This window comes from Mycobacterium innocens, from assembly GCF_900566055.1.
In the GTDB taxonomy this organism is placed as follows: Bacteria; Actinomycetota; Actinomycetes; order Mycobacteriales; family Mycobacteriaceae; genus Mycobacterium; species Mycobacterium innocens.
Map to the genome: position 1 here is coordinate 19,900 of NZ_UPHQ01000160.1, position 25,660 is coordinate 45,559.

At 66.5% G+C, this 25,660-nt stretch carries 21 protein-coding genes; 11 read left to right on the top strand and 10 right to left on the bottom strand.

What is annotated here, in order from left to right; translation table 11 throughout:
* Nucleotides 1-85: 85 nt before the first annotated feature.
* Nucleotides 86-442 (top strand): aminopeptidase, encoded by a 357-nt coding sequence (locus EET03_RS15865; protein WP_075544383.1) that lies wholly within the window; start codon nt 86-88, stop codon nt 440-442.
* Here the strand turns inward: EET03_RS15865 and EET03_RS15870 are convergent.
* Complete coding sequence (locus tag EET03_RS15870) at nt 435-2,219, bottom strand: SDR family oxidoreductase (RefSeq protein ID WP_075544384.1); 1,785 nt, start codon at nt 2,217-2,219, stop codon at nt 435-437. The genes EET03_RS15865 and EET03_RS15870 overlap by 8 nt on opposite strands.
* 234 nt (nt 2,220-2,453) lie before the next feature.
* Between EET03_RS15870 and sucB the strand changes: the two genes are divergently transcribed.
* The 6 genes from sucB to EET03_RS15900 all read left to right on the top strand — a co-directional run bounded on the left by sucB (nt 2,454) and on the right by EET03_RS15900 (nt 9,300).
* Nucleotides 2,454-4,238, top strand: coding sequence for a 2-oxoglutarate dehydrogenase, E2 component, dihydrolipoamide succinyltransferase (gene sucB, locus EET03_RS15875; protein WP_075544385.1), 1,785 nt, complete (start codon nt 2,454-2,456; stop codon nt 4,236-4,238).
* Between the two features lie 39 nt (nt 4,239-4,277).
* Complete coding sequence (locus EET03_RS15880; RefSeq protein WP_075544386.1) at nt 4,278-5,189, top strand: TIGR01777 family oxidoreductase; 912 nt, start codon at nt 4,278-4,280, stop codon at nt 5,187-5,189.
* A gap of 111 nt (nt 5,190-5,300) precedes the next feature.
* On the top strand, nt 5,301-6,053 hold the full coding sequence (locus tag EET03_RS15885) for a flavodoxin family protein (RefSeq protein ID WP_063470248.1): 753 nt from the start codon (nt 5,301-5,303) through the stop codon (nt 6,051-6,053).
* A 32-nt stretch (nt 6,054-6,085) separates the two neighbouring features.
* Nucleotides 6,086-6,940, top strand: a complete 855-nt coding sequence (locus tag EET03_RS15890) for a hypothetical protein (protein WP_075544387.1) — start codon at nt 6,086-6,088, stop codon at nt 6,938-6,940.
* A 30-nt stretch (nt 6,941-6,970) separates the two neighbouring features.
* On the top strand, nt 6,971-7,624 hold the full coding sequence (locus tag EET03_RS15895) for an RraA family protein (RefSeq protein WP_244232386.1): 654 nt from the start codon (nt 6,971-6,973) through the stop codon (nt 7,622-7,624).
* Nucleotides 7,624-9,300 carry an acetolactate synthase large subunit gene (locus EET03_RS15900; protein WP_075544388.1) on the top strand — a complete coding sequence of 559 codons (1,677 nt, stop codon included), beginning with the start codon at nt 7,624-7,626 and terminating at the stop codon, nt 9,298-9,300. Before EET03_RS15895 ends, EET03_RS15900 begins: the two co-directional genes overlap by 1 nt.
* A gap of 21 nt (nt 9,301-9,321) precedes the next feature.
* Here EET03_RS15900 and EET03_RS15905 read toward each other — a convergent pair whose 3' ends face one another.
* Together EET03_RS15905 and EET03_RS15910 are read right to left on the bottom strand one after the other, a co-directional pair.
* Nucleotides 9,322-10,410 (bottom strand): LLM class flavin-dependent oxidoreductase, encoded by a 1,089-nt coding sequence (locus EET03_RS15905; RefSeq protein ID WP_075544389.1) that lies wholly within the window; start codon nt 10,408-10,410, stop codon nt 9,322-9,324.
* A 72-nt stretch (nt 10,411-10,482) separates the two neighbouring features.
* Nucleotides 10,483-10,863 (bottom strand): DUF1622 domain-containing protein, encoded by a 381-nt coding sequence (locus EET03_RS15910; RefSeq protein ID WP_075544390.1) that lies wholly within the window; start codon nt 10,861-10,863, stop codon nt 10,483-10,485.
* Nucleotides 10,864-10,978: 115 nt separating this feature from the next.
* On the opposite strand from EET03_RS15910, the gene lipB reads away from it, so the two are divergent.
* Genes lipB through EET03_RS15925 form a run of 3 tightly spaced genes read left to right on the top strand, consistent with a single transcriptional unit; the run spans nt 10,979 to nt 13,397 of the window.
* The gene (lipB, locus tag EET03_RS15915; protein ID WP_075544391.1) at nt 10,979-11,686 is read left to right on the top strand and encodes a lipoyl(octanoyl) transferase LipB; all 708 of its coding nucleotides are present in this window, start codon (nt 10,979-10,981) and stop codon (nt 11,684-11,686) included.
* A complete protein-coding gene (gene lipA / locus EET03_RS15920) occupies nt 11,683-12,618 on the top strand; it encodes a lipoyl synthase (protein WP_075544392.1) in 936 nt (311 codons plus the stop codon). The genes lipB and lipA overlap by 4 nt, the downstream gene beginning before the upstream one ends.
* A gap of 26 nt (nt 12,619-12,644) precedes the next feature.
* Complete coding sequence (locus tag EET03_RS15925; protein ID WP_075544393.1) at nt 12,645-13,397, top strand: DUF4191 domain-containing protein; 753 nt, start codon at nt 12,645-12,647, stop codon at nt 13,395-13,397.
* A gap of 101 nt (nt 13,398-13,498) precedes the next feature.
* Here the strand turns inward: EET03_RS15925 and EET03_RS15930 are convergent, their stop codons facing one another.
* Complete coding sequence (locus tag EET03_RS15930) at nt 13,499-13,918, bottom strand: RDD family protein (RefSeq protein WP_075544394.1); 420 nt, start codon at nt 13,916-13,918, stop codon at nt 13,499-13,501.
* A 251-nt stretch (nt 13,919-14,169) separates the two neighbouring features.
* Between EET03_RS15930 and glnA the strand changes: the two genes are divergently transcribed.
* A complete protein-coding gene (glnA, locus tag EET03_RS15935; protein WP_075544395.1) occupies nt 14,170-15,606 on the top strand; it encodes a type I glutamate--ammonia ligase in 1,437 nt (478 codons plus the stop codon).
* Nucleotides 15,607-15,942: 336 nt separating this feature from the next.
* Here glnA and EET03_RS15940 read toward each other — a convergent pair whose 3' ends face one another.
* From EET03_RS15940 to ctaD, 6 genes are all read right to left on the bottom strand, one after another.
* On the bottom strand, nt 15,943-16,803 hold the full coding sequence (locus EET03_RS15940) for a TIGR03619 family F420-dependent LLM class oxidoreductase (RefSeq protein ID WP_075544396.1): 861 nt from the start codon (nt 16,801-16,803) through the stop codon (nt 15,943-15,945).
* Nucleotides 16,800-17,426: a PaaI family thioesterase gene (locus EET03_RS15945; RefSeq protein WP_075544408.1), complete on the bottom strand. Its 627-nt coding sequence runs from the start codon at nt 17,424-17,426 to the stop codon at nt 16,800-16,802. Before EET03_RS15945 ends, EET03_RS15940 begins: the two co-directional genes overlap by 4 nt.
* A 16-nt stretch (nt 17,427-17,442) precedes the next feature.
* The gene (locus EET03_RS15950; RefSeq protein WP_075544397.1) at nt 17,443-20,424 is read right to left on the bottom strand and encodes a bifunctional [glutamine synthetase] adenylyltransferase/[glutamine synthetase]-adenylyl-L-tyrosine phosphorylase; all 2,982 of its coding nucleotides are present in this window, start codon (nt 20,422-20,424) and stop codon (nt 17,443-17,445) included.
* Nucleotides 20,425-20,478: 54 nt separating this feature from the next.
* Nucleotides 20,479-21,819 carry a glutamine synthetase family protein gene (locus EET03_RS15955; RefSeq protein WP_063470228.1) on the bottom strand — a complete coding sequence of 447 codons (1,341 nt, stop codon included), beginning with the start codon at nt 21,817-21,819 and terminating at the stop codon, nt 20,479-20,481.
* A 71-nt stretch (nt 21,820-21,890) separates the two neighbouring features.
* Nucleotides 21,891-23,450: an alpha/beta hydrolase gene (locus tag EET03_RS15960; RefSeq protein ID WP_122508790.1), complete on the bottom strand. Its 1,560-nt coding sequence runs from the start codon at nt 23,448-23,450 to the stop codon at nt 21,891-21,893.
* Between the two features lie 88 nt (nt 23,451-23,538).
* Nucleotides 23,539-25,266, bottom strand: a complete 1,728-nt coding sequence (ctaD, locus tag EET03_RS15965) for an aa3-type cytochrome oxidase subunit I (protein WP_075544398.1) — start codon at nt 25,264-25,266, stop codon at nt 23,539-23,541.
* Between the last annotated feature and the right edge of the window lie 394 nt (nt 25,267-25,660).

The window sequence follows — 25,660 nt, forward strand, 5'->3', positions numbered from 1 at the left end:
ACCGGCTAGCAAACTCCGCAGGTTTAGCCGCGCGATCCAGCGGCTAACCCGATCAGCGACCGGAAACTTCGAGGAAGGCCGAATTGTGACTCTGCGACGGTTGATCATTGCGGTGGGTGCCGTGCTGTTGGTGGCCGGTGTCATCGGCCTGCTGGTGCCGGTGTCGGTGTCCAACAGCAACGGCGGTTCGATTTCCTGCGGAAACGGGTTCGCCACCGACCTGTCCGCGGCGCGAAACGCCAACGACAGCAATGGCGCCAACATCCCGATCCTCAACCAGGTCATCCCGCACACCGACTTCGTAGCTCAATGTGAATCGGCGGTATCGAGCCGGCGCATGTGGACCATCCCGCTGGTGGTCATCGGGGTCATCGGGATAGCCGGCGCGCTGGCGGTGCGGCGTTCTCAGGCCGCAGATACCAGCGTGGGAGAGGTCAGATAACCCGCATGCGGGCGGTACTGCGCAGCGCCTGGGGCAGCACCCGGGAAATGCCGTACAGCGCGTAGGCCTCCGGCGCTACCGGGCGGATGGGTTTGTTCTTCTTGACCGCCGACACGATCGCGTGAGCAACCTTGTCGGGCCCGTAGTGGCGTAGCGCAAACATCTTGTCCAGCTGGCCGCGCCGGCCTTCGACCTGCTCTTCGCCCTTTCCGACCGGCGTGTCGAAGCGGGTGGCCGCAACGATGTTGGTGTCGATGACGCCGGGACACACGGTGGTCAGGCCGATGCCGGCGGCGTCGAGTTCGGCCCGCAAACAGTCGGAGAACATGTACGTGGCCGCCTTGGAGGTGCAGTAGGCGCTCAGCGACTGCAACGGCGCGTAGGCGGCCATCGACGACACGTTGACGATGTGTCCCCCGGTGCCGCGCTCGACCAGGCGACGGCCAAAGGAACGGCAACCGTTGACCACGCCGCCGAGATTGACGGCCAGCACCCGGTCGAACTGCTCGGCGGGAGTGTCCAGGAACCGGCCCGCCTGGCCGATGCCGGCATTGTTCACGACGATATCGGGAACGCCGTGTCGACTGCTGACCTGCTCGGCGAACGCCTCGACCGCTTCGGCTTCGGACACGTCGAGCACGTACGGATGGGCGACGCCGCCGCGTGCCGCGATCTCCGCGGCGGTGTCTTTGACCGTGGCCTCGTCGATGTCACTGATCACCACCTCGGCACCCTCGCGGGCAAACGCGAGTGCGGTTTCGCGGCCGATTCCGCTGCCCGCCCCGGTGACGGCCACCAGGATGTCACCGAAGTGCTTGCGTGGCCGGCCGACCTGTGCCCGCAGCAGCGCGCGGCTGGGCGGGTTGCCTTCGACGAGGTCGGCGATGTCGTGCACCGCGGCCGCCATCACCTGCGGGTGCGACATCGGGGAAAAGTGGCCGGCTTTGATGTCTCGTCGCCACAGTCGCGGCACCCAGCGCGCGGTCTCGTCGTAGCCGTAGGGCCGCACATAGGGGTCCTGGGTGTTGACGATGAGCTGCACCGGGACGCCGATCACGGTGATGCCGCGACTGCGCCGCTGCCGGGAGAAAGCCCGAAAGTAGTTGGCGGGATACGTCTTCACCGAGCGAGCGGCATCGCTGGGCAGGTTGTCGGAGTGGTGGATCTGGTCGGCCGGGATGTTGTCGACCATGTTGCGGCGAACCGCCGCGAGCGAAAGCGCCACCCGCAGAAACAGTGGCGCCAACATCGGCACCGAAAACAGCGCCATGTAGCTTAACCGCAGCGCCTGGGCGAGCGACCGGAGAAACCGTCGCGGCCGCCACGGCCGGCGCAGCCCGCCCCAGACGTAATCGACCAACTGTTCCTGACTCGGGCCGGACACCGAGGTGAACGAGGCGACTCGGTCCCCGGCGCCGGGGCGGGTCAGATACTCCCAGATGCCCACCGAGCCCCAATCGTGGCCCATGACGTGGACCGGCCGGCCCGGGCTCAGCTCGTCGATGACGGCGGCGAAGTCGTCGGCGAAACAAGCCATGGTGTAGGCCGAGACAGGTTTGGGCGCCGACGACAGGCCGACCCCGCGGTTGTCGTAGCGGATCACCCGGAAACGCTGCGCCAGCCGCGGAACCACGCCGTCCCACAACACGTGCGAGTCGGGAAAGCCGTGCACCAGCACCACCGCCGGACCGTCGGGGTTGCCGTCTTCGTAGACCGCGATACGAACACCGTCCGCGCTGTCGACGAACCGCTGGGGTGCCTGTTGTGCTGCCGGCATCGGACCTCCGTCTCACCTGCGACTTGCTTCGCCTACCAGTGGCCACACCGTAGCAAGGGCGCCGCACCGCCGCCGTTGCCGCCGGAAGGCGCCGCGCCCTGAATGCGTGCCGGCCGGGCGGCAGTGACAGGATAGGTTTTGACATCTACTTGGGTTCCGCACCCGGTGCACGACTGTGTGGTAAGCCAGAGGTCGGTTTGCGCCGACCGACGACCGATCGAGGAGTCAACAGAGATGGCCTTCTCAGTCCAGATGCCGGCACTCGGTGAGAGCGTCACCGAGGGAACCGTCACCCGCTGGCTCAAGCAGGAAGGCGACACGGTCGAGATCGACGAGCCCCTCGTCGAGGTGTCGACCGACAAGGTCGACACCGAAATCCCCTCGCCGGCCGCGGGCGTGCTGACCAAGATCATCGCCCAGGAGGACGACACGGTCGAGGTCGGCGGCGAACTGGCCATCATCGGCGATGCGTCGGAAAGCGGCGGCGACGAGAAGCCCTCCCAACCGGAACCGGAAGCCTCGGGTCCCGGTAAGGCCGAGCCGGCCTCCCAGGCCCAACCGGCGCCGGAGCCCGAACCGGAACCCCAGGCGGTATCAGAACCCGCCCAGCCGTCGGCTTCCGCCGGCGACACCACACCGGTGCTGATGCCCGAACTCGGCGAATCGGTCACCGAAGGCACCGTGACTCGCTGGCTGAAGAAGGTCGGAGATTCGGTCGGAGTCGACGACCCGCTGGTGGAGGTCTCCACCGACAAGGTCGACACCGAGATCCCGTCACCGGTGGCCGGCGTTCTGGTCAGCATCACCGCTGAGGAAGACGACGTCGTCCAGGTCGGCGGTGAGTTGGCGCGGATCGGCACCGGCTCCCAAGCCGCCGCGCCGGCCGCACCCAAGCCGGCACCCGCACCCGAGGCCGAGCCTGAACCCAAAGCCGAACCCGCTCCCGAACCCAAGCCGGAGCCGGCCGCCAGGCCCGCTCCCGAATCCAAGCCGGAACCCGAGCCGAAACCCGCCACCGCGCCCGCGCCGAAGGCCGAAGCGCCACCATCTCAGCCCGCGGTCCAAGGCGGAGCCGAAGGCACCCCGTACGTCACGCCACTGGTGCGAAAGCTGGCCTCACAGCACAACATCGACCTCGCCGAGGTGACCGGCACCGGCGTCGGCGGCCGGATCCGCAAGCAGGACGTGCTGGCCGCGGCAGAACAGCAGAAACCAGCCGCGCAGGCGCCGGCTCCAGGCCCTGCGCCGGCTGCCAAAGCCGCCGCCCCGTCCGCCCCCGCCCCCGTATTGGCGCATCTGCGCGGCACCACGCAGAGGGCCAGCCGGATCCGCCAGATCACCGCCAACAAGACTCGCGAGTCTTTGCAGGCGACGGCGCAGCTCACGCAGACCCACGAAGTCGACATGACGAAGATCGTGGCGCTGCGCGCCCGGGCCAAGGCGGCGTTCGCCGAACGGGAGGGGGTGAATCTGACCTTCCTGCCGTTCTTCGCCCGAGCGGTCATCGACGCCCTCAAGATTCATCCCAACATCAACGCCAGCTACAACGAGCAGACCAAGGAGATCACCTACTACGACGCCGAGCACCTCGGGTTCGCCGTCGACACCGAGCAGGGTCTGCTCTCCCCCGTCATCCACAACGCCGGCGACTTGTCGCTGGCCGGGCTGGCCCGCGCGATTGCCGACATCGCCGCCCGCGCGCGCTCGGGCAACTTGAAGCCCGACGAGTTGTCCGGCGGCACGTTCACCATCACCAACATCGGCAGCCAGGGTGCCTTGTTCGACACGCCGATATTGGTGCCGCCGCAGGCCGCCATGTTGGGTACCGGAGCGATCGTCAAACGGCCCAGGGTGATCGTCGACTCCTTCGGCAACGAATCGATCGGCGTGCGCTCCGTGTGCTATCTGCCGCTGACCTACGACCATCGCCTCATCGACGGTGCGGATGCGGGACGTTTCCTCAGCACCATCAAGCACCGTCTGGAAGAGGGAGCGTTCGAAGCAGACCTGGGTCTGTGATGGGCCGTCAAGAAGGGCCGAGAAAGGCTAGATGAAACGGTGCCCGAGACGGTTGTCGCGATAGCGGGTTCGTCCGGCTTGATCGGCTCGGCTTTGGCCGCCGCGCTTCGCGCCGCCGACCATACGGTGCTTCGCATCGTGCGCCGGACACCGGCGAGTTCCGAAGAATTGCACTGGAATCCCGACAGCGGCGAATTCGATCCCGACGTACTCACCGGCGTCGACGCCGTGGTCAACCTGTGCGGCGTCAATATCGGCCGGCGCCGCTGGTCGGGGGCGTTCAAACAGAACCTGCGGGACAGCCGGATCACGCCCACCGAGGTGCTGTCCGCCGCCGTCGCCGACGCCGGTGTCAGCACCCTGATCAACGCCAGCGCGGTGGGTTACTACGGAGACACCCGAAACCGCGTCGTCGACGAAAACGACTCAGCCGGAGGGGGTTTCCTGGCCCAGCTGTGTGTTGATTGGGAAGCCGCCACGCTGCCTGCCCAGTACGCCGGCACTCGTGTGGTGCTGGCCCGCACCGGGCTGGTGCTGGCTCCGGCCGGGGGCGCGCTGCGCCCGATGCGGCCGGCATTCTCGGTGGGCCTGGGGGCGCGGCTGGGTAGCGGCCGTCAGTACATGTCGTGGATCAGCCTCGAGGACGAGGTGCGGGCGCTGCTGTTCGCCATCTCCAACCCCGACTTGTCCGGGCCGGTGAACATGACCGGGCCGGCGCCGGTGACCAACGCCGAGTTCACCACCGCGCTCGGCCGGGCACTGAACCGCCCGACGCCGTTGATGCTGCCCGGGTTCGCGGTGCGCGCCGCGCTCGGGGAGTTCGCCGACGAAGTACTGCTCAGCGGTCAGCGCGCCATCCCGGCTGCACTGGAAGAAACTGGTTTTCAGTTCCACCACAACACAATTGGCGAAGCCCTGCGCTACGCCACCGCGCGGCGCGACCACGCTTAGCGCTCAGCTGTTTTTTGCTCGGCGTATCCCCTTCCGATACACATCCATTCGTGTACTCTTCGCTTGCGGTCTCATCGAAATTCCACCAGCGGCCAACAAATGGAGAAACGCGTGGCGACGTCGGTATTCCACGACCTGAAAAAGGAAGGGCCGCTCTACGCGCTCTTTCTGAACTGCACCCTGAAAAATGCACCCGAAGTTTCGAACACCGAGGCGCTGTGCAATCTGCTGATCGAGCGTCTACGGGCTCACGAACCCGACATCGAAACCGAGATCGTCCGGGTCGTCGACTACAACATCAAGCCCGGGGTGATGAACGACGAGGGCGACGGGGACGAGTGGCCGGCGATCCTGGAAAAGGTCAAGCGCTGCAACATCATCGTGGCCGCAATGCCGATCTGGATGGGCGTGCGGTCGTCGCTGATGCAGCGGGTGATCGAACGGCTCGACGGCACCACCAAGACGGTGATGTGCGAACGGACCGGACAGTTCCCGCTCTACGGGTCGGTGGCGGGCATCGTGGTCACCGGCAACGAGGACGGTAGCCATGACTGTGTGGCCAACACGTTCGCCAACCTCCTGCACTTCGGCGCGACGGTCCCACCCAATACCGACGTGTACTGGGTCGGTGACGCCGGACCCGGAGCCAGCTACATCGAGGCCGGCGGCGAGTTGTCCCCGTACGTGCGCCGGAACGCCGAGCTGACCGCGCTCAACCTGCTCTTTGCGGCAAAGCTGTTGCGAGCGAACCCCTACACCATCAACATCGCCGAACATAACGCAAAGATGATGGCACGCAACAAGGTCAAGGAAGCGGCCATGAAGCTCGCGATCAAGCATATGCGCGAAAACATGCCAGACTGAACCGGCAGCGATTTAGTCTGAAAGCCAGCGTTATGCGGTCTTCCGGAGATCCGGTTCCCAGTATCAGCGAGGCCGCGGCCACTGGGGAAATCGCGGACCTCTATGCCGACATCCGCCAAACGCTCGGAATGACTTTCGTCAATCTGATCTGGCGTAATCTCGCCTCGATCCCCGGTGCGTTGCGCTGGACCTGGGAGACGATGAAACCCCTCTATGCCAATGGCGCGGTGTACTGGGAAGCCGACGCGCTGCGCCAGGGGCAAGAGTTGCCGCCGGTACCGCAACTCAGTGCTGCCGCGCTGCAATCCGTCGGAATCGGAGCCGATGACCAAAATGTCATCCGCACAACACTTTCCGGGTATGACACCGGCAATCCGCTCAACCTGGTGGGGTTCTGCGCCGTCCGGGCCCGGCTGCACGGCCTGACCCCGCCCGCGTGCCCATGGATTCAGCAGCCACCCCGCCGGCCACCGCCGGCCGCATGTGCGCTGTTGATGAACCTGGACAAGATGCCGCCGCATGTCGCGGAAATGGTACGCATCGTGAATCTGATCGGAGCCCGCGGCCGGGCGCGCGACCTACAGGTCAGCCTGCCCAGAAACCTTGCTCATTGGCCGGGCATGCTGGTGCTCTACTACACCGCCCTGCAACCCCTGCACGACAACGGCTCGCTGCTGGCCGCGATCGACGCGGTGATCGCCGACGGCAGACGACGCGGGCACGCAGTCAGCGGCGCGCTGGGGAACACCGACCTGCCGGACGCCGAAATCGCTACGGCCATCAGGGATTCACTGGAAAACCTGGTGCCGAACGCGATGGCACGGATGATCCCGGTGGTGAGCCTGCTACTTCGCTTGCTGCCTCGTGAAACCGACAATGCGCGCTAACAGAAGGGATTGGACGAAGTCATGCAACTCATGGAACTGGTAGCTGGTCTCGGCGTCGCCGACGTCGTCGACGCGATGATGATGATGACGCATCAACACCGTGCGCACATCATCGAACTGCGCAGCCCCGACCCGGATCGCGTCCTCGTCGGCCCGGCGGTGACCATCTCCTTTCTGCCGGTACGCAAGGACCTGATGGATCCGCAGAAGCACAGCCTCGGGCCGGCCATCTACCGCGCCGTCGCCGAACATGAGGCCAACGGTGCCGTCCTGGTGATGGCGTCCAATGGATACCAGCAGACCTCGCTCGGCGGCGGCACCAAGCTCAGTCGCGTTGAAAACCTGGGCATGGCAGGCATTCTCGCCGACGGCATGCTGCGCGACTTTGAGGAACTGAGCACCTACAACTTCGCGACGTACTGCCACGGCGAAACGGTGCGCGCCGGCGGCAATGAGATTCAGCCCTATCTGGCCGATGTTCCGGTGGCGGTCGGCGGGGTCACGGTGGTACCAGGCGACGTGATCTTCGCCAAGGGGTCGACGGCCGTGGTCATCCCCGGCGCCGAGGCCGAGACGATCCTGACCAAGGCGCGCCAGGTGATGCAGAAGATGGACCAGATGAAAGAGGGCCTGAAATCCGAAGACCCGCAGGCGGTGCTTAGCCACGGCAGCGGTGAGCTCTGATGCCGCCGTCGAATACCAGCGAGCAGATCGTCGAGGCGCTCGCGGCCGAAGGCGTCGAGTATGTGTTCGGTATTCCCGGCGATGAGAACCTGCATTTCATGGAGGCGCTGCGCAAGGACGGGCGGATCACATTCGTCCTGTTCCGCCACGAACAGGCCGCGGGTTTCGCGGCCGCGGCCTACGGCCGCCTGACCGGCAAGCTCGCTGTTGCCATGTCGACGCTGGGCGCCGGGGCGATGAACCTGACCACCCCGGTCGCCCACGCTTATCTGGCGGCCATGCCGATGCTGGTCATCACCGGTCAAAAAGCGGTGCGCGACAACCGCATGGGGCAATACCAGCTTGTCGACGTGGTCGACGTGATGCGCCCCATCACCAAGTTCGCGGCCAAGATTCCGTCCGGGCATATGGCCGGCTCGCTGCTGCGGCAGGCGATGATGTCGGCGTTGGGCGGCCGTCAGGGGCCAGCGCACCTGGAACTGCCCGACGATGTAGCCCAGGAGACCGAGCTGGGCCCGCTGGTTCCGTGCCGGCACGGCGACATTCCGGTAGCCACCCAGGACAGCATCGTGGTCGCGGCCAAGCTGATCCAGAACGCGAGCCGGCCATTGATCATGGTGGGCGGTGGCACCCGCGCCAACCGGCCCGCCGTCGCGGCGGCGGTACGGGAATTGATCACCAAGACGCAGATCCCGTTCGTGGCGACGATGATGGGCAAGGGCGTCGCCAACGAGGACGACCCGAACTATCTGGGCTGTTCGATCATGCCCGGCGACTATCCGAACTGCGCCATCCAGTCCGCCGACGTCGTGCTCAACATCGGTCACGACGTGATGGAGAAGCCGACCATGTTCATGCAGCCCGACGACGGGCGCACCGTCATCCATCTCAATCCCTTTGCCGCCCAGGGGGACAACTCGTATTTCCCGCAAGTACAGGTGGTCGGCGAGATGGCCGACGCGCTGCGCCGACTGACCGCGCAGCTCGCCCCGAACCCGGCGTGGGATCACAACGGCTTCCGCAACCTCGGAAAAGCCATGCAGGACAGCATCAAACGCTCCGTCGCGGACACTTCGTTCCCCGCCAAACAGGGACATCTGATCGCCACCCTGCGCGAGTTCATGGCCGACGAGGACATCCTCTCGCTCGACAACGGCATTCACATGATGTGGGCCACGCGAAACTTCAACGCCCGCCAACCCAACACCATGCTGATCGATCATGCGCTGGGATCGATGGGGATCAGCCTGCCGGCCGCGATTGCCGCCAAACTTGTTCATCCCGAACGCAAGGTAGTGGTGCTCACCGGCGACGGCGGTTTCGCGATGAACAGCCAAGACCTGGAAACGGCCGTCCGCCTCGGGCTCGATCTGATTGTCGTGGTGTTCAACGACAGCAGCCTTGCCATGATCGCGCTCAAGCAGATGGTCGACGGCTACCAACGCTACGGCGTGGACTTCGCCAACCCGGATTTCGTCGCGTACGCCCACAGCTACGGAGCCACCGGCCATCGGCTTGACGATCCCGCCAAGTTCCGCGCCATACTCGATCAGGCCGCGGCGGCCGGCGGTGTGCACATCATCGATGCGCCCGTCGACCCACAACAGAACCTGGCGCTGATGATGGAAATGCGCTCGGTCGACTGCCAAAAGCTGCTGTCCGGCGGCGGGCAGTAACCGCGGTACCGAGCCCGGTGGCTACAGCTCACGAAGAGCGGCCACCAAGGTCAGCAATTGTCCGGTGTTGGCGTTGATCTCGGCGATCCCGCCGACGGTTCCGGTGGCATTACCCAAGATCACGTGTTCCAGGCCGTGGTCGGCGTAGCCACTGACCCTGCCGGCGATCTCGGCGGCATTCCCGACGAACATGAACTCCTCGACGAGCTCGAACGGGATGGTAGGCGCAATCTCACGAAGCAGTTCCGGATCGAGGTCGTGATAGACCAGGTCCACTAGGCCGCGGCATTGGTCACCCGCCGGATGGCTCAGTCCATGCTTGCTCCACAGCTCAGCGGAGCACATCAGTGCGCCGAGTTTACCGAGCGGATCACGTTCCATGAGTTCGACGACATGGTCCCGCGATTCGCCGACGATCACCGCGATATGCAGCGCACACTCCGGCATCGCACGTCCGGCCCGAGCGGCGTACTTGGCGACGGTGTCGCGTCTGTCGCCATAGCTCGACGGGCTCATCGGCCATGCCGGAACCCATCCATCGCCGTACTCGCCGGTGAGCCGCAACATGCGTGGGCCGTGTCCGGCCACCCACACCTTCGGCGGACCCAAGCCGTCGCGCCGCAGCGGCAGACCGATCCGGCCGCATGACCCAGAGGCCGTCATCCCGTAGTCCAGCAGCGCTCGCAGCTCTTCCAAAAACCCTTCCAATTCCGCTACCGGAGCTGTGAAGTCGTAGCCGAACGGAACCAAGTTCTCGGCCTCTCCCGCACCCACACCCAAGCTGAACCCATTGCGGCACAAGTGATGTAAGGTCAGCGTCGTGCGTGCGACATCGACTGCCCGGCGGCGGATCGGGTCGGTGACACACACCCCCATCGACAGATTCGATTCCCGGCCGATCACCGCGATACAGGCGAACGGGTCATACCAGGCGTCGGCATCGGGCGACAGCGACGCCAGCGCCATGTCGGGCCACAGGGCAGGATGCGCGCAACCGAGCAAATGGTCGGGAATCCACGCGGAGTCGGCGTTGGCGTCCTCGGCGAGGCCGATCATCGCCCGGTACGACTCGAACGGGTGCATCGGCGCTACCAGCAATCCGACTTTCATCGCTTCATAAATACGCGAAAGAATGCGTGGTCGCGTGGTAACGGAGGTTTATTGTGCCGTCGGACCGGCGACCTAGGCTTTTGCGGCGACCTCGCCCGGCGTCGCGGAATCCGTCTTGTTGTTCTGCTGCCAGGGCCACCGTCCGGTCATCTCCACGGTGAGCGAGAAGCTCAAGAAGGTCCGAATGGCAACGATGCCGGCCAGGGCGGCGACACTTTGTGCGTTGGGTTTCAGGGCAATCGTCTTGATGATGTCACCGGCCACCAGAAGCTCCAAGCCGACCAGGATGGAGCGCCCGAGCTGTACCCGAAACTCTCGGTATGCCCGGGCGGCATTGCGCGGCGCTCGGCACAGGAACAGCAGGATAGCGCCCACAGCGCCGATGATGATCACCGCGACGCCCAGGCCGTCGATCGCCATGCCCACGCGGACAACGGTTTCGATGAAGCTCATTGCAGGCACACTATCTCGGCACAGCGCTTTTTCCCGGCATCCAACCGGCGGTTCCGCCGGGTCGCCTCAGCGCGACCACGAACCCGCTGCGGCGGTCACGAGTAGCCTCGTCATCGTGGCTGGTTCTATTCGGTCGAGCCGGACCCAGATCGACGTCCGTCAGCTGGGGACCGTCGACTACCGGGATGCCTGGCAGTTGCAGCGGGAACTCGCCGACACCCGGGTCGCCGGCGGACCGGACACCCTGCTGCTCCTGGAACACCCGCCCGTCTACACCGCCGGACGGCGCACCGAACCGCACGAACGCCCCATGAACGACACCGCCGGCACCCCCGTCGTCGACACCGACCGCGGCGGCAAGATCACCTGGCACGGCCCCGGACAGCTGGTCGGTTATCCGATCATCGGGCTGGCCGAACCGCTCGACGTGGTGAATTACGTTCGGCGCCTTGAGGAATCGCTGATCAAGGTGTGCGCCGACCTGGGTCTTGAGGCCGGCCGGGTCGACGGCCGGTCGGGGGTATGGCTGGCTGCCGACGCCGGGCGCCCGGCGCGAAAGGTCGCCGCGATCGGGGTGCGGGTAACGCGTGCGACGACGCTGCACGGGTTCGCGCTCAACTGTGACTGCGATTTGGGTGCGTTCACCACCATCGTGCCGTGCGGCATCACCGACGCCGGCGTGACGTCGCTGTCCGCCGAACTCGGACGCAAGGTAACCGTTGACGATGTCCGATCGGCCGTCGCCGAGGCCGTGTGCGACGCTCTGGACGGTGTCCTGCCCGTCGGTGAACACCCCGTCGCACGCGTAGCATCAGCGACATGACTGTCGCGCCCGAGGGCCGGCGCCTACTGCGCCTGGAGGTGCGCAACGCGCAAACTCCGATCGAGCGCAAACCGCCGTGGATCCGCATCCGGGCCCGCATGGGCCCGGAATACACCGAGCTGAAAAGCCTGGTCCGGCGCGAGGGCCTGCACACCGTCTGCGAGGAGGCCGGCTGCCCGAACATCTTCGAATGCTGGGAGGACCGGGAAGCGACCTTCCTGATCGGCGGCGACCAGTGCACCCGTCGCTGCGACTTCTGCCAGATCGACACCGGTAAGCCCGCCACCCTGGATCGTGACGAGCCGCGACGGGTCGCCGAGAGCGTGCACACCATGGGATTGCGGTATGCGACCGTCACCGGGGTGGCCCGCGACGATCTGCCCGACGGCGGTGCCTGGCTGTATGCCCAAACCGTGCGGGCCATCAAGGAGCTCAATCCGCAGACCGGCGTCGAGCTGTTGATCCCCGACTTCAACGGCGAGGCCGGCCGGCTTGCGGAGGTGTTCGCGTCCCGCCCGGAGGTGTTGGCGCACAACGTCGAAACGGTGCCTCGCATCTTCAAACGGATCCGGCCCGCGTTCACCTACCGGCGCAGCCTGCATGTGCTCACCGCGGCCCGCGACGCCGGCCTGGTCACCAAGAGCAACCTCATCCTCGGTCTGGGTGAAACTCCCGACGAGGTGCGTACCGCCTTGGCCGATCTCCATGGCGCCGGCTGCGACATCGTCACCATCACCCAATATCTGCGGCCGTCGCCGCGCCACCACCCGGTCGAGCGGTGGGTCAGGCCCGAGGAATTCGTCGAGTACGCGCAGTACGCCGAGGGGCTGGGCTTCGCCGGGGTATTGGCCGGGCCGCTGGTGCGTTCGTCCTACCGGGCGGGCCGGCTCTACCGGCAGGCCCGCAGCTCGGCGGCCTCGGACTCCCGTTAGCCGGCGCGTACGTATTCTTGAGGACTATGGCAAAACCCCGAAAAGCCGCTGAGAGCAAGGCCGCCAAAGCTGCGGCAAGTGCTGCCCGCAGGGCCGCCGCCCGGCAGCGCCGCGCTCAGCTGTGGCAGGCGTTCAACATCCAGCGCAAAGAGGACAAGCGCCTGCTGCCGTACATGATCGGCGCGTTCGTGCTGATCGTCGGTGTGTCGGTGGGCGTCGGGGTGTGGGCCGGCGGCTTGACCATGATCACGCTGATCATCTTCGGCGTGGTGCTGGGGGCGCTGGTGGCGTTCATCATCTTCGGCCGCCGCGCCCAGCGCAGCATCTACCGGCAAGCCGAAGGTCAAACCGGCGCCGCGGCCTGGGTGCTGGACAACCTGCGGGGCAAGTGGCGGGTCACCCCGGGCGTGGCCACCACCGGACACTTCGACGCGGTGCATCGGGTGATCGGCCGGCCGGGTGTCATCCTGGTCGGCGAGGGGTCGGCGGGCCGCGTCAAACCACTGTTGGCCCAGGAGAAGAAGCGCACCGCTCGCCTGGTCGGCGATGTGCCGATCTACGACATCGTCATCGGTAACGGCGACGGCGAGGTGCCGCTGGCCAAGTTGGAACGCCACCTCACCAAACTTCCGGCCAACATCACCGTCAAGCAGATGGACACCCTGGAATCGCGTCTGGCCGCCCTGGGTTCCCGCGCGGGTTCCGGCGCCCTGCCGAAGGGCCCGTTACCCAACGCCGGCAAGATGCGTGGCGTCCAGCGCACCGTGCGCCGCAAATAGCCGCGCATAGCGGCAAGTAGCCCCGAACACCCGGGCGCTGTCCGTGCGGCGACCATGCGTGCGGCGCGGCCGCACGAGGAGGAACCGCACAAATCAAGTGTTTAGCGCCGCACCACCGCCGTGCCGGTCAACCGGTCATGCAACCCGCGCCCGTCCGAGTCGGCGAACAGCGGTGGGATCACCAGCGCGATCAGCAGACCCCGCGCCACCAGCCGGCCGACCCCGACGGGCAGCCGGCCGTCCACCGTCACAACCACCAGACCCAGTAGCAACTGGCCGGGGGTGAATCCGAACAGGCGCACCGCAGTAACACCCAGCAGCAGCCATATCACCAGCACCATCGACGACAGCATGGCCTGGGACCAGGCGCCGGCGCCCAGGCCCAGCAGTGCCAGTCCGTACGCCACCAGCCAGTCGATGCACAGCGCGCCGAGCCGGCGCCCCATCGGCGCCAGCGAACCCGGACCGGTCCGCGGAAAACCGAGTGTCTTGCCGGGATATCCGGTCGATTCCGCCGTCATCGGCCCGGTCCGATCGGCTGGCTCCGCATCCCGCCGGGACGCCCGCAGGACGGCCCGGACAACCCCATCGACTGACCGGTTACGATCTTGCAGGCCATGGCCCCACATAGGACCCACAATAGGACTAGCACACACACCGGGGACGGTTGGTGGGCGTATGGTCACGTAACGTCTGCGCAACACGGGGTTGACTGGCGGGCAATAACTCCTCCATACCGTCGGCCGCGAATCACCTAGTAAAGGAGCACTCTGTGACGGATAAGACGCCCGACGACGTCTTCAAAATTGTCAAGGACGAGGGCGTCGAATTTGTCGACGTCCGGTTTTGTGACCTGCCCGGCACTATGCAGCACTTCACGATTCCGGCTTCGTTCTTCGACGAGAGCGTGTTCGAAGACGGCTTGGCTTTTGACGGCTCGTCGATCCGCGGGTTCCAATCGATTCACGAATCAGACATGCTGCTGCTTCCCGACCCGGTAACGGCGCGCATCGACGCGTTCCGGGCGGCCAAGACGCTGAACCTTAACTTCTTCGTGCACGACCCGTTCACCCTCGAGCCGTACTCGCGCGACCCCCGCAACGTCGCCCGCAAGGCCGAGAACTACTTGATCAGCACCGGCATCGCCGACACCGCGTATTTCGGTGCCGAGGCCGAGTTCTACATCTTCGACTCGGTGAGCTTCGATTCGCGCACCAACGGCTCCTTCTACGAAGTGGATGCGATCGCCGGGTGGTGGAACACCGGCGCACCCAACGAGGCCGACGGCAGCCCCAACCGCGGCTACAAGGTCCGCCCCAAGGGCGGCTACTTCCCGGTGGCGCCCGTCGACCACTACGTCGACCTGCGCGACACGATGCTGCGCAATCTGATCAACGCCGGCTTCAGCCTGGAGAAGGGCCACCACGAGGTGGGCACCGGCGGGCAGGCCGAGATCAACTACAAGTTCAACACGCTGCTGCACGCGGCCGACGACCTACAGCTGTACAAGTACATCGTCAAGAACACCGCGTGGCAGGCGGGCAAGACCGTCACGTTCATGCCCAAGCCGCTGTTCGGTGACAACGGCTCCGGCATGCACACCCACCAGTCGCTGTGGAAGGACGGCAGCCCGCTGATGTACGACGAGACCGGGTACGCCGGTCTGTCGGACACGGCCCGTCATTACATCGGCGGTCTGCTGCATCACGCGCCGTCGCTGCTGGCCTTCACCAACCCGACGGTGAACTCCTACAAGCGGCTGGTTCCCGGCTATGAGGCGCCGATCAACCTGGTGTATAGCCAGCGCAACCGGTCGGCGTGCGTGCGGATCCCGATTACCGGCAGCAACCCGAAGGCCAAGCGGCTGGAGTTCCGGTGCCCCGACTCCTCGGGCAACCCGTACCTGGCGTTCTCGGCCATGCTGATGGCGGGCCTGGACGGCATCAAGAACAAGATCGAGCCGCAGGCTCCGGTGGACAAGGACCTCTACGAACTGCCGCCGGAGGAGGCCGCGAACATCCCGCAGGCACCCACCCAGCTGGCCGCGGTGATCGACCGGCTGGAGGCCGACCACGAATACCTCACCGAGGGAGGCGTTTTCACGTCCGACCTGATAGAGACGTGGATCAGCTTCAAGCGCGAGAACGAGATCGAGCCGGTCAACGTCCGGCCGCACCCGTACGAGTTCGCGCTGTACTACGACGTTTAGAGACGTGTAACCCCGGGTACAGCAGCCCGCTTGGCGATTACCTCATCGATCGCCAAGCGGGCTGTCGGTATTCGCGCCTCGCGCCGAAACATAAGCCAGCGCGCACGTTTTCGGCGTGTCGTCGCAGCTGGTTAAGTGTCGCGGAGTGCGTCACGGCGCCAAACTAATTGTGCAGAAACGGGGCAGTCATCCTTGGCGCGCCGTGCCGCAACGCCTCGGGTTGTCGACGCCCCGCTGAGAGTCACGCTCCTACGCTTGTCGCTGCAAGCCGGGCAAACCGGGTACCGCCCGGTCGAGACGGCCATGTGGCAGATGGCAGCGCCGTCTTAGCCCGTCTTAGCCGTCCAGCGCCAGGTCTTTGCGGAATCGCCGCATGGCGTCCACCTTTTCGGACAGGCCGGCATCCGGCCCGGTATAAAACATCCACGGCATGGTGAGGATCCCGGTGATTCCCGCCTCCGCGGCCCGCCGATAGTCGGCGGCGGTGAACGCATCGGTGAGTGGTGTCAGAATGGTGAAATCCTCCACGGGCAGGCCGTTTTCGACGCGCAACTCGCGCAGCCGGCCGGCGGCCTCGATCGCGCGGTCGGTCTTGATCAAGTCCCCGATCCAGCCGTCGTAGCGGGCGGCGCGGCGCAACGCGATGTCGCTGAGCCCGCCGACATAGACCGGTATCGGCGGGGGCGTCGGCTGCATCTCCAGCCGCGGAGTTCGGTAGAACCGGCCGTCGAATTCCGTCCAGCCCGGTTTCCATAGTTCCCGCATCAGCGCGAGCATTTCGTCGGTGCGTTGTCCGCGGGCCGCGAACTGCTCCCCCATCAGGGTGAACTCCTCTTCGCACCAGCCGACCCCGACCCCCAGCTCCACCCGGCCGGAAGCCAAAAACGCTGCGGTGCCAATGGCTTTGGCCGCCGAGTAGGGGTTTCGCATGGCCGGAATGTAGACCGTGGTGACGAACTTCAGCCGTCGCGTGACCTGCGCGAGCGCGCCGACGAGAACCCATGGATCGGGCCAGTCGGTGAACGGCGGCCAGCGTCGTTGCCCGTCCTTGGTGTAGGGATACGGGGTGGTCAGGGTTTCCAGGTTGACGACGTGGTCCGGGATACCGATGCCGTCGTAGCCCAGATCGTCGGCGGCTTTGGCGATCTCGATGATCTCCGCGGTTTTCAGGAAGGCGCTGCTGATGTAGAACTTCATTCGGCCGCTCGCGCCCACGCCGGTTTGATGAAGATTCCTTCGGCCTCCACGGTGATGCCGGCATCGTCGGAAATGAATCCGCGCGCAAAGGCTTTCACTCCTTCGGTGCGGTCTATCCAGGCTTCGGAACGCAGCGGTCCCAGCGGCGTGCCGCGCAGGTACTTCACCGTGATGGTGCCGGTGAACAGCGGCCGGGTCAGCCCCTGGCTGGCCGCCTCGCCCAGCATGTGGTCCAGCACCAAGGCGCACACGCCGCCGTGCGCCAAACCGGGCGGCCCCTCGTAGGCCGCGCCCAGCACGAACTCGCTCCAGCACCGCCGCTGGGCGTCGTGGTGAACAACCAGCGGCGGGGCGATCGGATTGCATTGGCCCACAGCGGCGTTGCCCAATGGGACGGGCCGCCCGTCGACCCGGTAGCTGATACCCGACGGGCGGATCCGTTGACTGCGCAACGACCGCGTCACCGCTTCGATCGCGGTGCGCGCCCGCGCGATGACGTCGTCGTCGGCCTGGGTCCGGATGGTGGCGTCGATGAGGTCCCGAACGGCCTCGGTCAACGGTGCATACGTCGCAGTGACGCGATCGTGTTCCACATCGCTCAATACCTCGAACGCGGCATCCAACTCCACCCTCCCCTGCTCAACTCCCGAACACCTTGCGCACGACCGCTTTTGCGCGCCGCGTCACCCGCAGATAGTTGTCCAGGAACTCGCCACCGTCGTCGTTGTGCCAGCCTGCGGCCACCGCGACCGCATTGAGCTGACGTCCCGGTCCGGGTAGCTGATCGGTGGGCTTGCCCCGGACCAGTACCAACGCGTTGCGGGCCCGGGTAGCGGTCAGCCAGGCCTGCCGCAGCAGGTGCACCTCATCTTCGGGGACCAGCCCGGCCGCGGCGATCGCGTCCAGGGATTCCAGCGTCGACGTGTTGTGCAGGGCCGGCGCCTCGTGCGCATGGCGCAGCTGCAGCAGCTGCACGGTCCACTCGATGTCGGTCAGTCCGCCGCGGCCCAGCTTGGTGTGGGTGTTGGGGTCGGCGCCGCGGGGCAACCGCTCGGACTCGATGCGCACCTTGATCCGGCGGATCTCGCGCACCGCCTCGGCGGACACGCCGTCGGGCGGATACCGCGTCCTGTCCGCCATCAGCAGGAACCGCCGCCCCAACTCCGCGTCGCCGGCCACCGAATGGGCGCGCAGCAGCGCCTGGATTTCCCACGGCTGCGCCCACTGCGCGTAGTACGCCTCATAGGAGGCCAGGGTGCGGACCAGCGGGCCGTTGCGGCCCTCGGGCCGCAGGCTGGTATCGACCTCCAGCGGCGGGTCGACGCTGGGGGTGCCCAACTGCGTCCGCACCTGCTCGGCGACCGATGTCGACCACTTGACGGCTTGCGCGTCACTGCAACCGCTGGCCGGCTCGCACACAAACATCACGTCGGCATCCGACCCGTAGCCCAGCTCCGAGCCGCCCAGCCTGCCCATGCCGATGACGGCGATGGCCGCCGGGGCCTGGCCGTCCTCGGGCAGGTTGGCCCGGATGGTCGCCTCCAGCGCGGACTGCAGCACCGCCACCCACACCGAGGTGAGCGCCCGGCACACGTCGGTGACCTCGAGCATGCCCAGCAGATCCGCCGAACCGATGCGGGCCAGCTCCCGGCGGCGCAGGGTGCGTGCGGCCGCGATGGCGCGCACCGGGTCGGAGTGGCGCCCGGCCGAGGCGATCAGCGCCCGGGTAACCGCCGCGGGTTCGGTCTCGAGCAGCTTCGGTCCGGTGGGGCTGTCGGTGTAGTTCTGAATCACCTCGGGCGCGCGCATCAACAGATCAGGTACGTAGGCCGACGTGCCCAGCACATGCATCAGCCGCTTGCCCACGGTCGGCTTGTCACGCAGCGTGGCCAGGTACCAACTCTGGGTGGCCAGCGCCTCACTGAGTCGCCGGTACGCCAGGAGACCGCGGTCGGGATCCGGGGCATATGACAGCCAGTCCAGCAGCCGGGGCAACAGCACCGACTGCACCCGACCGCGGCGGCCACTCTGGTTGACCAGCGCCGACATGTGTTTCAACGCGGTCTGCGGACCCTCGTAGCCCAGTGCCGCCAGCTGCCGCTCGGCGGCTTCGGACGTCATGCCGCGGCCCGCGATCTCCAGCCCGGCCGGGCCGATCGACTCCAGCAGCGGCTGATAGAAGAGTTTGGCGTGCAACCGGGACACCCGCACGTTCTGGTGCTTGAGCTCCTCGCGCAACACCCCTGCGGCGTCGTGTCGTCCATCGGGCCGGATGTGTGCCGCCCGCGCCAGCCAGCGCACCGCCTCGTCGTCGTCGGCTGGGGGCAACAGGTGAGTGCGCTTGAGCCGCTGCAGCTGCAGTCGATGCTCGAGTAGCCGCAGGAACTCGTAGGAGGCGATCATGTTGGCCGCGTCCTCACGCCCGATGTAGCCGCCGTCGCCCAACGCCGACAGCGCGTCGACGGTGGAGGCGACGTGCAGTGACTCATCGCTGCGGCCGTGCACGAGCTGCAGCAGCTGCGCGGCGAACTCCACGTCGCGCAGGCCGCCGCCGCCGAGCTTGAGCTCGCGGCCGCGGATGTCGGCAGGTACCAGTTGCTCCACCCGGCGGCGCATGGCCTGCACCTCGACCACGAAATCCGCGCGCTCGCAGGCGGTCCACACCATCGGCAGCAGCGCGTCTAGGTAGCGCCTGCCGAGTTCGGGGTCGCCTACCGCCGCACGGGCCTTCAACAGCGCCTGGAATTCCCAGGTTTTGGCCCAGCGCTGGTAGTAGGCGATGTGCGATTCGACCGTGCGGACCAGCTCCCCGCTGCGGCCCTCCGGCCGCAGCCCGGCGTCCACCTGGAAAAACGCCGACGACGCGACCCGGATCATCTCGCCGGCGACGCGGGTGGTGACCGGGTCGGCGCGCTCACCGACGAAGATGACGTCGACGTCGCTGACGTAATTCAGTTCGCGCGCACCGCATTTGCCCATCGCGATGACCGCCAGCCGCGGCGCAGCGCCCGCACCGCACACCGTTTTCTCGGCCACCCGAAGCGCTGCCGCCAGCGCCGCGTCGGCGATATCGGCCAAGTGGGCAGCCACCACGGTGAAAGGCAACACCGGCTCGTCTTCGACGGTGGCGGCCAGGTCCAGCGCGGCCAGCACCAGCAGGTGATCCCGGTACAGGGCGCGCAGCCGGTGCACTACCGAAGCCGGCGCATCCGACGATTCCTCGACACACGCGAGGAAAGACTGCTGCATCCGGTCGCGTGACGGCAGCGCGATCTTGCCACTGAGCAGCTTCCAGGACTGTGGGTGCGCGACCAGATGGTCCCCCAGCGTCAGCGAGGAACCCAGCACCGCGAAGAGCCGTCCGCGCAGGCTGCGTTCGGTGAGTAGAGCAGTGTTCAGCTCTTCCCATCCGGTGTCGGGTTTTTCGGCCAGCCGCACCAGCGCTCGCAGTGCGGCGTCGGCGTCGGGTGCGCGCGACAGCGACCACAGCAGGTCGACGTGGGCCTGGCCGTCCTCGTCGGTCCAACCCAGCTGGGTCAGATGGGCGCCGGCATGGGGGTCGACCAATCCGAGACGGCCGACGCTGGGCAGCTTGGGTCGCTGCGTCGCGGGCTTCGTCACGACCTCGACGGTAGCGCACCACGGCGCGGGTCCGGCGCGAGCGGCCGCGTTGAGCTAGAGCGACAGGTAGGTGCGCAGTTCGTAGGGCGTGACGTGGCTGCGGTAGGTGGCCCATTCGCGGCGCTTGTTGCGCAGGAAGAAGTCAAAGACGTGCTCCCCCAAGGCCTCCGCGACGAGTTCGGAGGCTTCCATGGCGCGCAGCGCGCTGTCCAGGCTGGACGGCAACTCCCGGTAGCCCATGGTGCGGCGTTCCTCGGGGGTGAGGTCCCAGACGTTGTCCTCGGCCTGCGGGCCCAGCACGTAGCCCTTCTCCACGCCGCGCAGTCCGGCGGCCAGCAGCACCGCGAACGTCAGGTAGGGGTTACAGGCCGAGTCGGGGCTGCGCACCTCGATGCGCCGCGACGACGTCTTGTGCGGGGTGTACATGGGCACCCGCACCAGGGCCGAGCGGTTGGCCGCGCCCCACGACGCGGCGGTGGGCGCCTCACCGCCCTGCACCAGCCGCTTGTAGGAGTTGACCCATTGATTGGTCACGGCGCTGATCTCGGAGGCATGCTCGAGGATTCCGGCGATGAACGACTTGCCGACGTCCGACAGTTGCAGCGGATCGTCGGGGCTGTGGAAGGCGTTGACGTCGCCCTCGAACAGGCTCATGTGGGTATGCATCGCCGAGCCCGGATGCTGCCCGAACGGTTTGGGCATGAACGTGGCCCGCACACCTTCTTCCAGCGCGACTTCTTTGATGACGTAGCGGAAGGTCATCACGTTGTCGGCCATCGACAACGCGTCGGCGAAGCGCAGGTCGATCTCCTGCTGGCCGGGTGCGCCCTCGTGGTGACTGAACTCCACCGAGATGCCCATGAACTCCAGCGCCTCGATCGCATGTCGGCGAAACTTGGAGGCCGATTCGTGCACCGCCTGGTCGAAATAACCGGCGTTGTCGATCGGAACGGGCTCCGTCCCGTCTTCGGGACCGGGCTTGAGCAGGAAGAACTCGATTTCGGGATGCACGTAGCAGGAAAAGCCGAGTTCGTTGGCCTTGGTCAGCTGCCGGCGCAGCACATGCCGGGGATCAGCCCACGAGGGTGAGCCGTCCGGCATAGTGATGTCGCAGAAGATCCGCGCCGAGTGGTGGTGGCCGGAGCCCGTCGTCCACGGCAGCACCTGGAAGGTCGACGGATCCGGGTTGGCCACGGTGTCGGATTCCGATACCCGGGCGAAGCCCTCGATCGAGGACCCGTCGAAGCCGATGCCCTCCTCGAAGGCGCCTTCGAGTTCGGCAGGGGCGATGGCGACCGACTTGAGGAAGCCGAGCACGTCGGTGAACCAGAGCCGGACAAAGCGGATGTCACGTTCTTCGAGCGTGCGCAGGACGAATTCCTTTTGCCGATCCATAACTGGAACACTATGCAAGCTCTGTTAATACCGTGTTACCAATGCCCGGCCAGACACGTTGCCAAGCCGGCTCAGGACCCGCAGCGAAGATTCGCCGGCGGCAACGTCAAATCGACAAAGTAGCGCACCACCGCGGTGTCCACACAGTCGTTGCCGTCGAACACCGCCGTGTGCTGGGTCCCGTCGAAGGTGATCAGCGCGGCGCCCAGCTGCCGGGCCAGGTCTACCCCGGCCTGATACGGGGTGGCCGGGTCGTGGGTGGTGGAGACCACCACGACCTTGCCCGGCAGAGCGGGTGCGGCGGCGTGCGGCGCCGACGTCGCCGGTACCGGCCACAGCGCACACAGATCGCGCGGCGCGAAGCCGGTGTACTGCCCGTAGCTGAGGAACGGCGCGGCCTGGCGGAACTGCTGATCGGCCGACACCCACGACGCGGCGTCCGTCGGCGCCGGCGCGTCGACGCAGCGAATCGCGTTGAACGCGTCCTGGTCGTTGTCGTAATGGCCGTCGCGGTCGCGGCCGTAGTAGTCGTCGGCAAGCACCAGCAGGTCGTCGGCGGCGGTGCCGCGCTGCAGCCCCAGCAGGCCACTGGTCAGGTACTTCCAATGCTGCGGAGTGTAAAGCGCGTTGATGGTGCCGGTGGTGGCGTCGGCGTAGCTCAGGCCGCGCGGATCCGAGGTCTTGCCCGGGTTGGCTGCCAGCGGGTCGACCAGCGCGTGGTAGCGGTTGACCCACTGGGTCGGGTCGGTGCCCAGCGGGCAGGCCGCCGAGCGCGCACAGTCCGCGGCGTAGTCGTTGAAGGCGGTTTGAAATCCGGCCAGCTGCTTGACGTTTTCCTCGATCGGGCCGATGGTCGGGTCGATCGCGCCGTCGAGCACCATCGCCCGGACGTGGGCGCCGAACCGCTCGACGTAGGCGGTGCCCAACTCGGTGCCGTAGCTGTAGCCGAGGTAGTTGATCTGGTCGTCACCCAGGGCCTGGCGGATCAGGTCCATGTCACGCGCCGCCGACGCGGTCCCGACGTTGGCCAGGAACCCGGGGCCCATCCGGTCGGCACACTGCTGCGCCAGCTCTCGGTACACCTGCTCGATGTGGGCCACACCGGCCTGGCTGTAGTCGACCATCGGGTCGCGCCGGTAGATGTCGAACTCGGCGTCGGTACGGCACCGCAGGGACGGAGTCGAGTGGCCGACACCTCGGGGGTCGAAGCCCACCAAGTCGAAGTGACGGGCGATGTCGGTGTCCTTCAGTTCGGGCGCCATCCCGGCGACCATGTCGACCGCGGAGGCCCCGGGCCCGCCGGGGTTGAGCAGCAACGACCCGATCCGCTGCCCGGTCGCGGGAACCCGGATCATCGCCAGCGTGGCCTGCGCAGCACCGGGATGGTCGTAGTCGACCGGGACCGACACCGTCGTACAGCGGGCCGTCGGAATGTCTCTGGTGTCGGGGACGAAGGCGGAACACGAGCCCCAGTTCTGCTGCTGCGCCGCGGCCGCGGGCGTTACCGGGCTTTGGGTCTGACCGGTGTCGGCCTCGGGAGTCGCACGGGCCGACGGCAGTTGACCGCCGAGCACGAGCCCGAATGACAGCAGCGCCGAGCTGAACGGTCTCAGACGCGACATGGCCAGCATCGTCTCACCCATGGATACCCGTCGCAGCGCGAACTGGTCACGCCTTGATCTCGTATCGGCGTGGTGCGCGGTGGGTGCGCGGCGGCCCTCAGCCGGCGCCGACGGTCTCTGCTTCCGCCACTTCTTCGTGTCGGCCGACGTGGGCTTCGGCGCGCATGCGTTTCACCATGTGCGGGTAGTGCAGCTCGAAAGCCGGCCGCTCCGAACGGATTCGGGGCAGCTCGGTGAAGTTGTGCCGCGGCGGCGGGCAGCTGGTGGCCCATTCCAGCGAGTTGCCGTGGCCCCAGGGGTCGTCGACCAACACCGGTTCGCCGAAGCGCCAACTCTTGAATACGTTCCACGCAAACGGCAGCACCGAGATGCCGAGGATGAATGCCCCCACCGTGGAGACCACGTTCAGCGTTTGGTAACCGTCGGTGGGCAGATAGTCCGCGTAGCGGCGGGGCATCCCGGCATTGCCCAGCCAGTGCTGGACCAGGAACGTGGTGTGAAAGCCGATGAACGTCAGCCAGAAATGCAGCTTGCCCAGGCGCTCGTCGAGCAGCCGTCCGGTCATCTTCGGGAACCAGAAGTAGACGCCGGCGTAGGTGGCGAAGACGATGGTGCCGAACAGCGTGTAATGGAAGTGCGCCACCACGAAGTAGCTGTCGCTGACGTGGAAGTCCAGCGGCGGGCTGGCCAGCATCACACCGGTCAAGCCGCCGGCCAGGAAGGTGACCAGGAACCCGAACGAGAAGAGCATCGGCGTCTCGAAGGTCAACTGGCCCCGCCACATGGTGCCGATCCAGTTGAAGAATTTGAGACCGGTGGGGACCGCGATCAGAAACGTCATGAAGGAGAAGAACGGCAGCAGCACCGCGCCGGTGACGAACATGTGATGGGCCCACACCGCCACCGACAGCGCCGCGATGGACAGGGTCGCATAGACCAGCGTGGTGTAGCCGAAAATCGGCTTGCGGGCAAACACCGGGATCACCTCGGAGATGATGCCGAAGAACGGCAGCGCGATCACATACACCTCGGGATGCCCGAAGAACCAGAACAGGTGCTGGAACAGGATCACCCCGCCGTTGGCCGCGTCGTAGATGTGGGCACCGAGGTGGCGGTCGGCGGCCAGGCCGAACAGCGCGGCGGTCAACAGCGGGAAGATCATCAGCACCAGCACGCTGGTGACCATGATGTTCCAAGTGAAGATCGGCATCCGGAACATCGTCATGCCCGGGGCGCGCATGCACACCACGGTGGTGAGCATGTTGACCCCACCCAGGATGGTGCCCAGACCACCCACACCCAGGCCCAGGATCCACAGGTCGCCACCGGGTCCGGGACTGTGGATCGCGTTGGACAGCGGGGTGTAGGCCGTCCACCCGAAGTCGGCAGGGCCGCCCGGGACGATGAAGCCGCTCAGCGCGATCAGCGCGCCGAAGATGAACAGCCAGAACGACAGCGCGTTGAGCCGCGGGAAGGCGACGTCGGGGGCGCCGATCTGCAGGGGCAGCACCAGGTTGGCGAAGCCGAAGACGACGGGGGTGGCGTAGAACAGCAACATCGCCGTGCCGTGCATGGTGAACAACTGGTTGTACTGCTCGTTGGACAGAAATTGCAGCCCCGGCGCGGCGAGTTCACCGCGGATCAGCAACGCCATCAGGCCGGCGATGAAAAAGAAGATATAGCAGGCGACCATGTACATGATGCCGATCATCTTGTGATCGGTGGTGGTGATGATCTTGTAGAGCAAGTTGCCCTTCGGCCCGACCCGGGCCGGAAACGGCCGGCGGGCCTGAAGGTCTTGGGCGGGCGGCGCTTCAGTGGTCATGGGTTGACTCCAGGGGGTCTCATGATCGGAGCGGCATTCGGAGCAGCGTCGGAACAGCATCGGACAAGCCGCCCAAGTATTCCGGCGGGCCACCGCCGCGCCCTAGGGCCAAACGTCCCTATTTTCCGCGGGGACTTAGTGGTCGCAGTCGCTGATTCGTCGGGGGTCGGTCTGTCCTGTTAGGAGGGCGGCACTCAACCCGACACGCGTCGAGATCGACGCCACCGCGATCCCCCACCCTCGACGAACTTACGAGGGTGCCCACTTAGTGGTCGCGCCCGTAAGTTCGTCGGGGGTCGCATTCAGGCTGCTCGGGGCTGGATCGGATTGTGCTGGGGTTCGTGGTTGTCGAGCTTGGTCAGCAGGTCGTTCAGGTCGGTGGTGGTGAACTTCC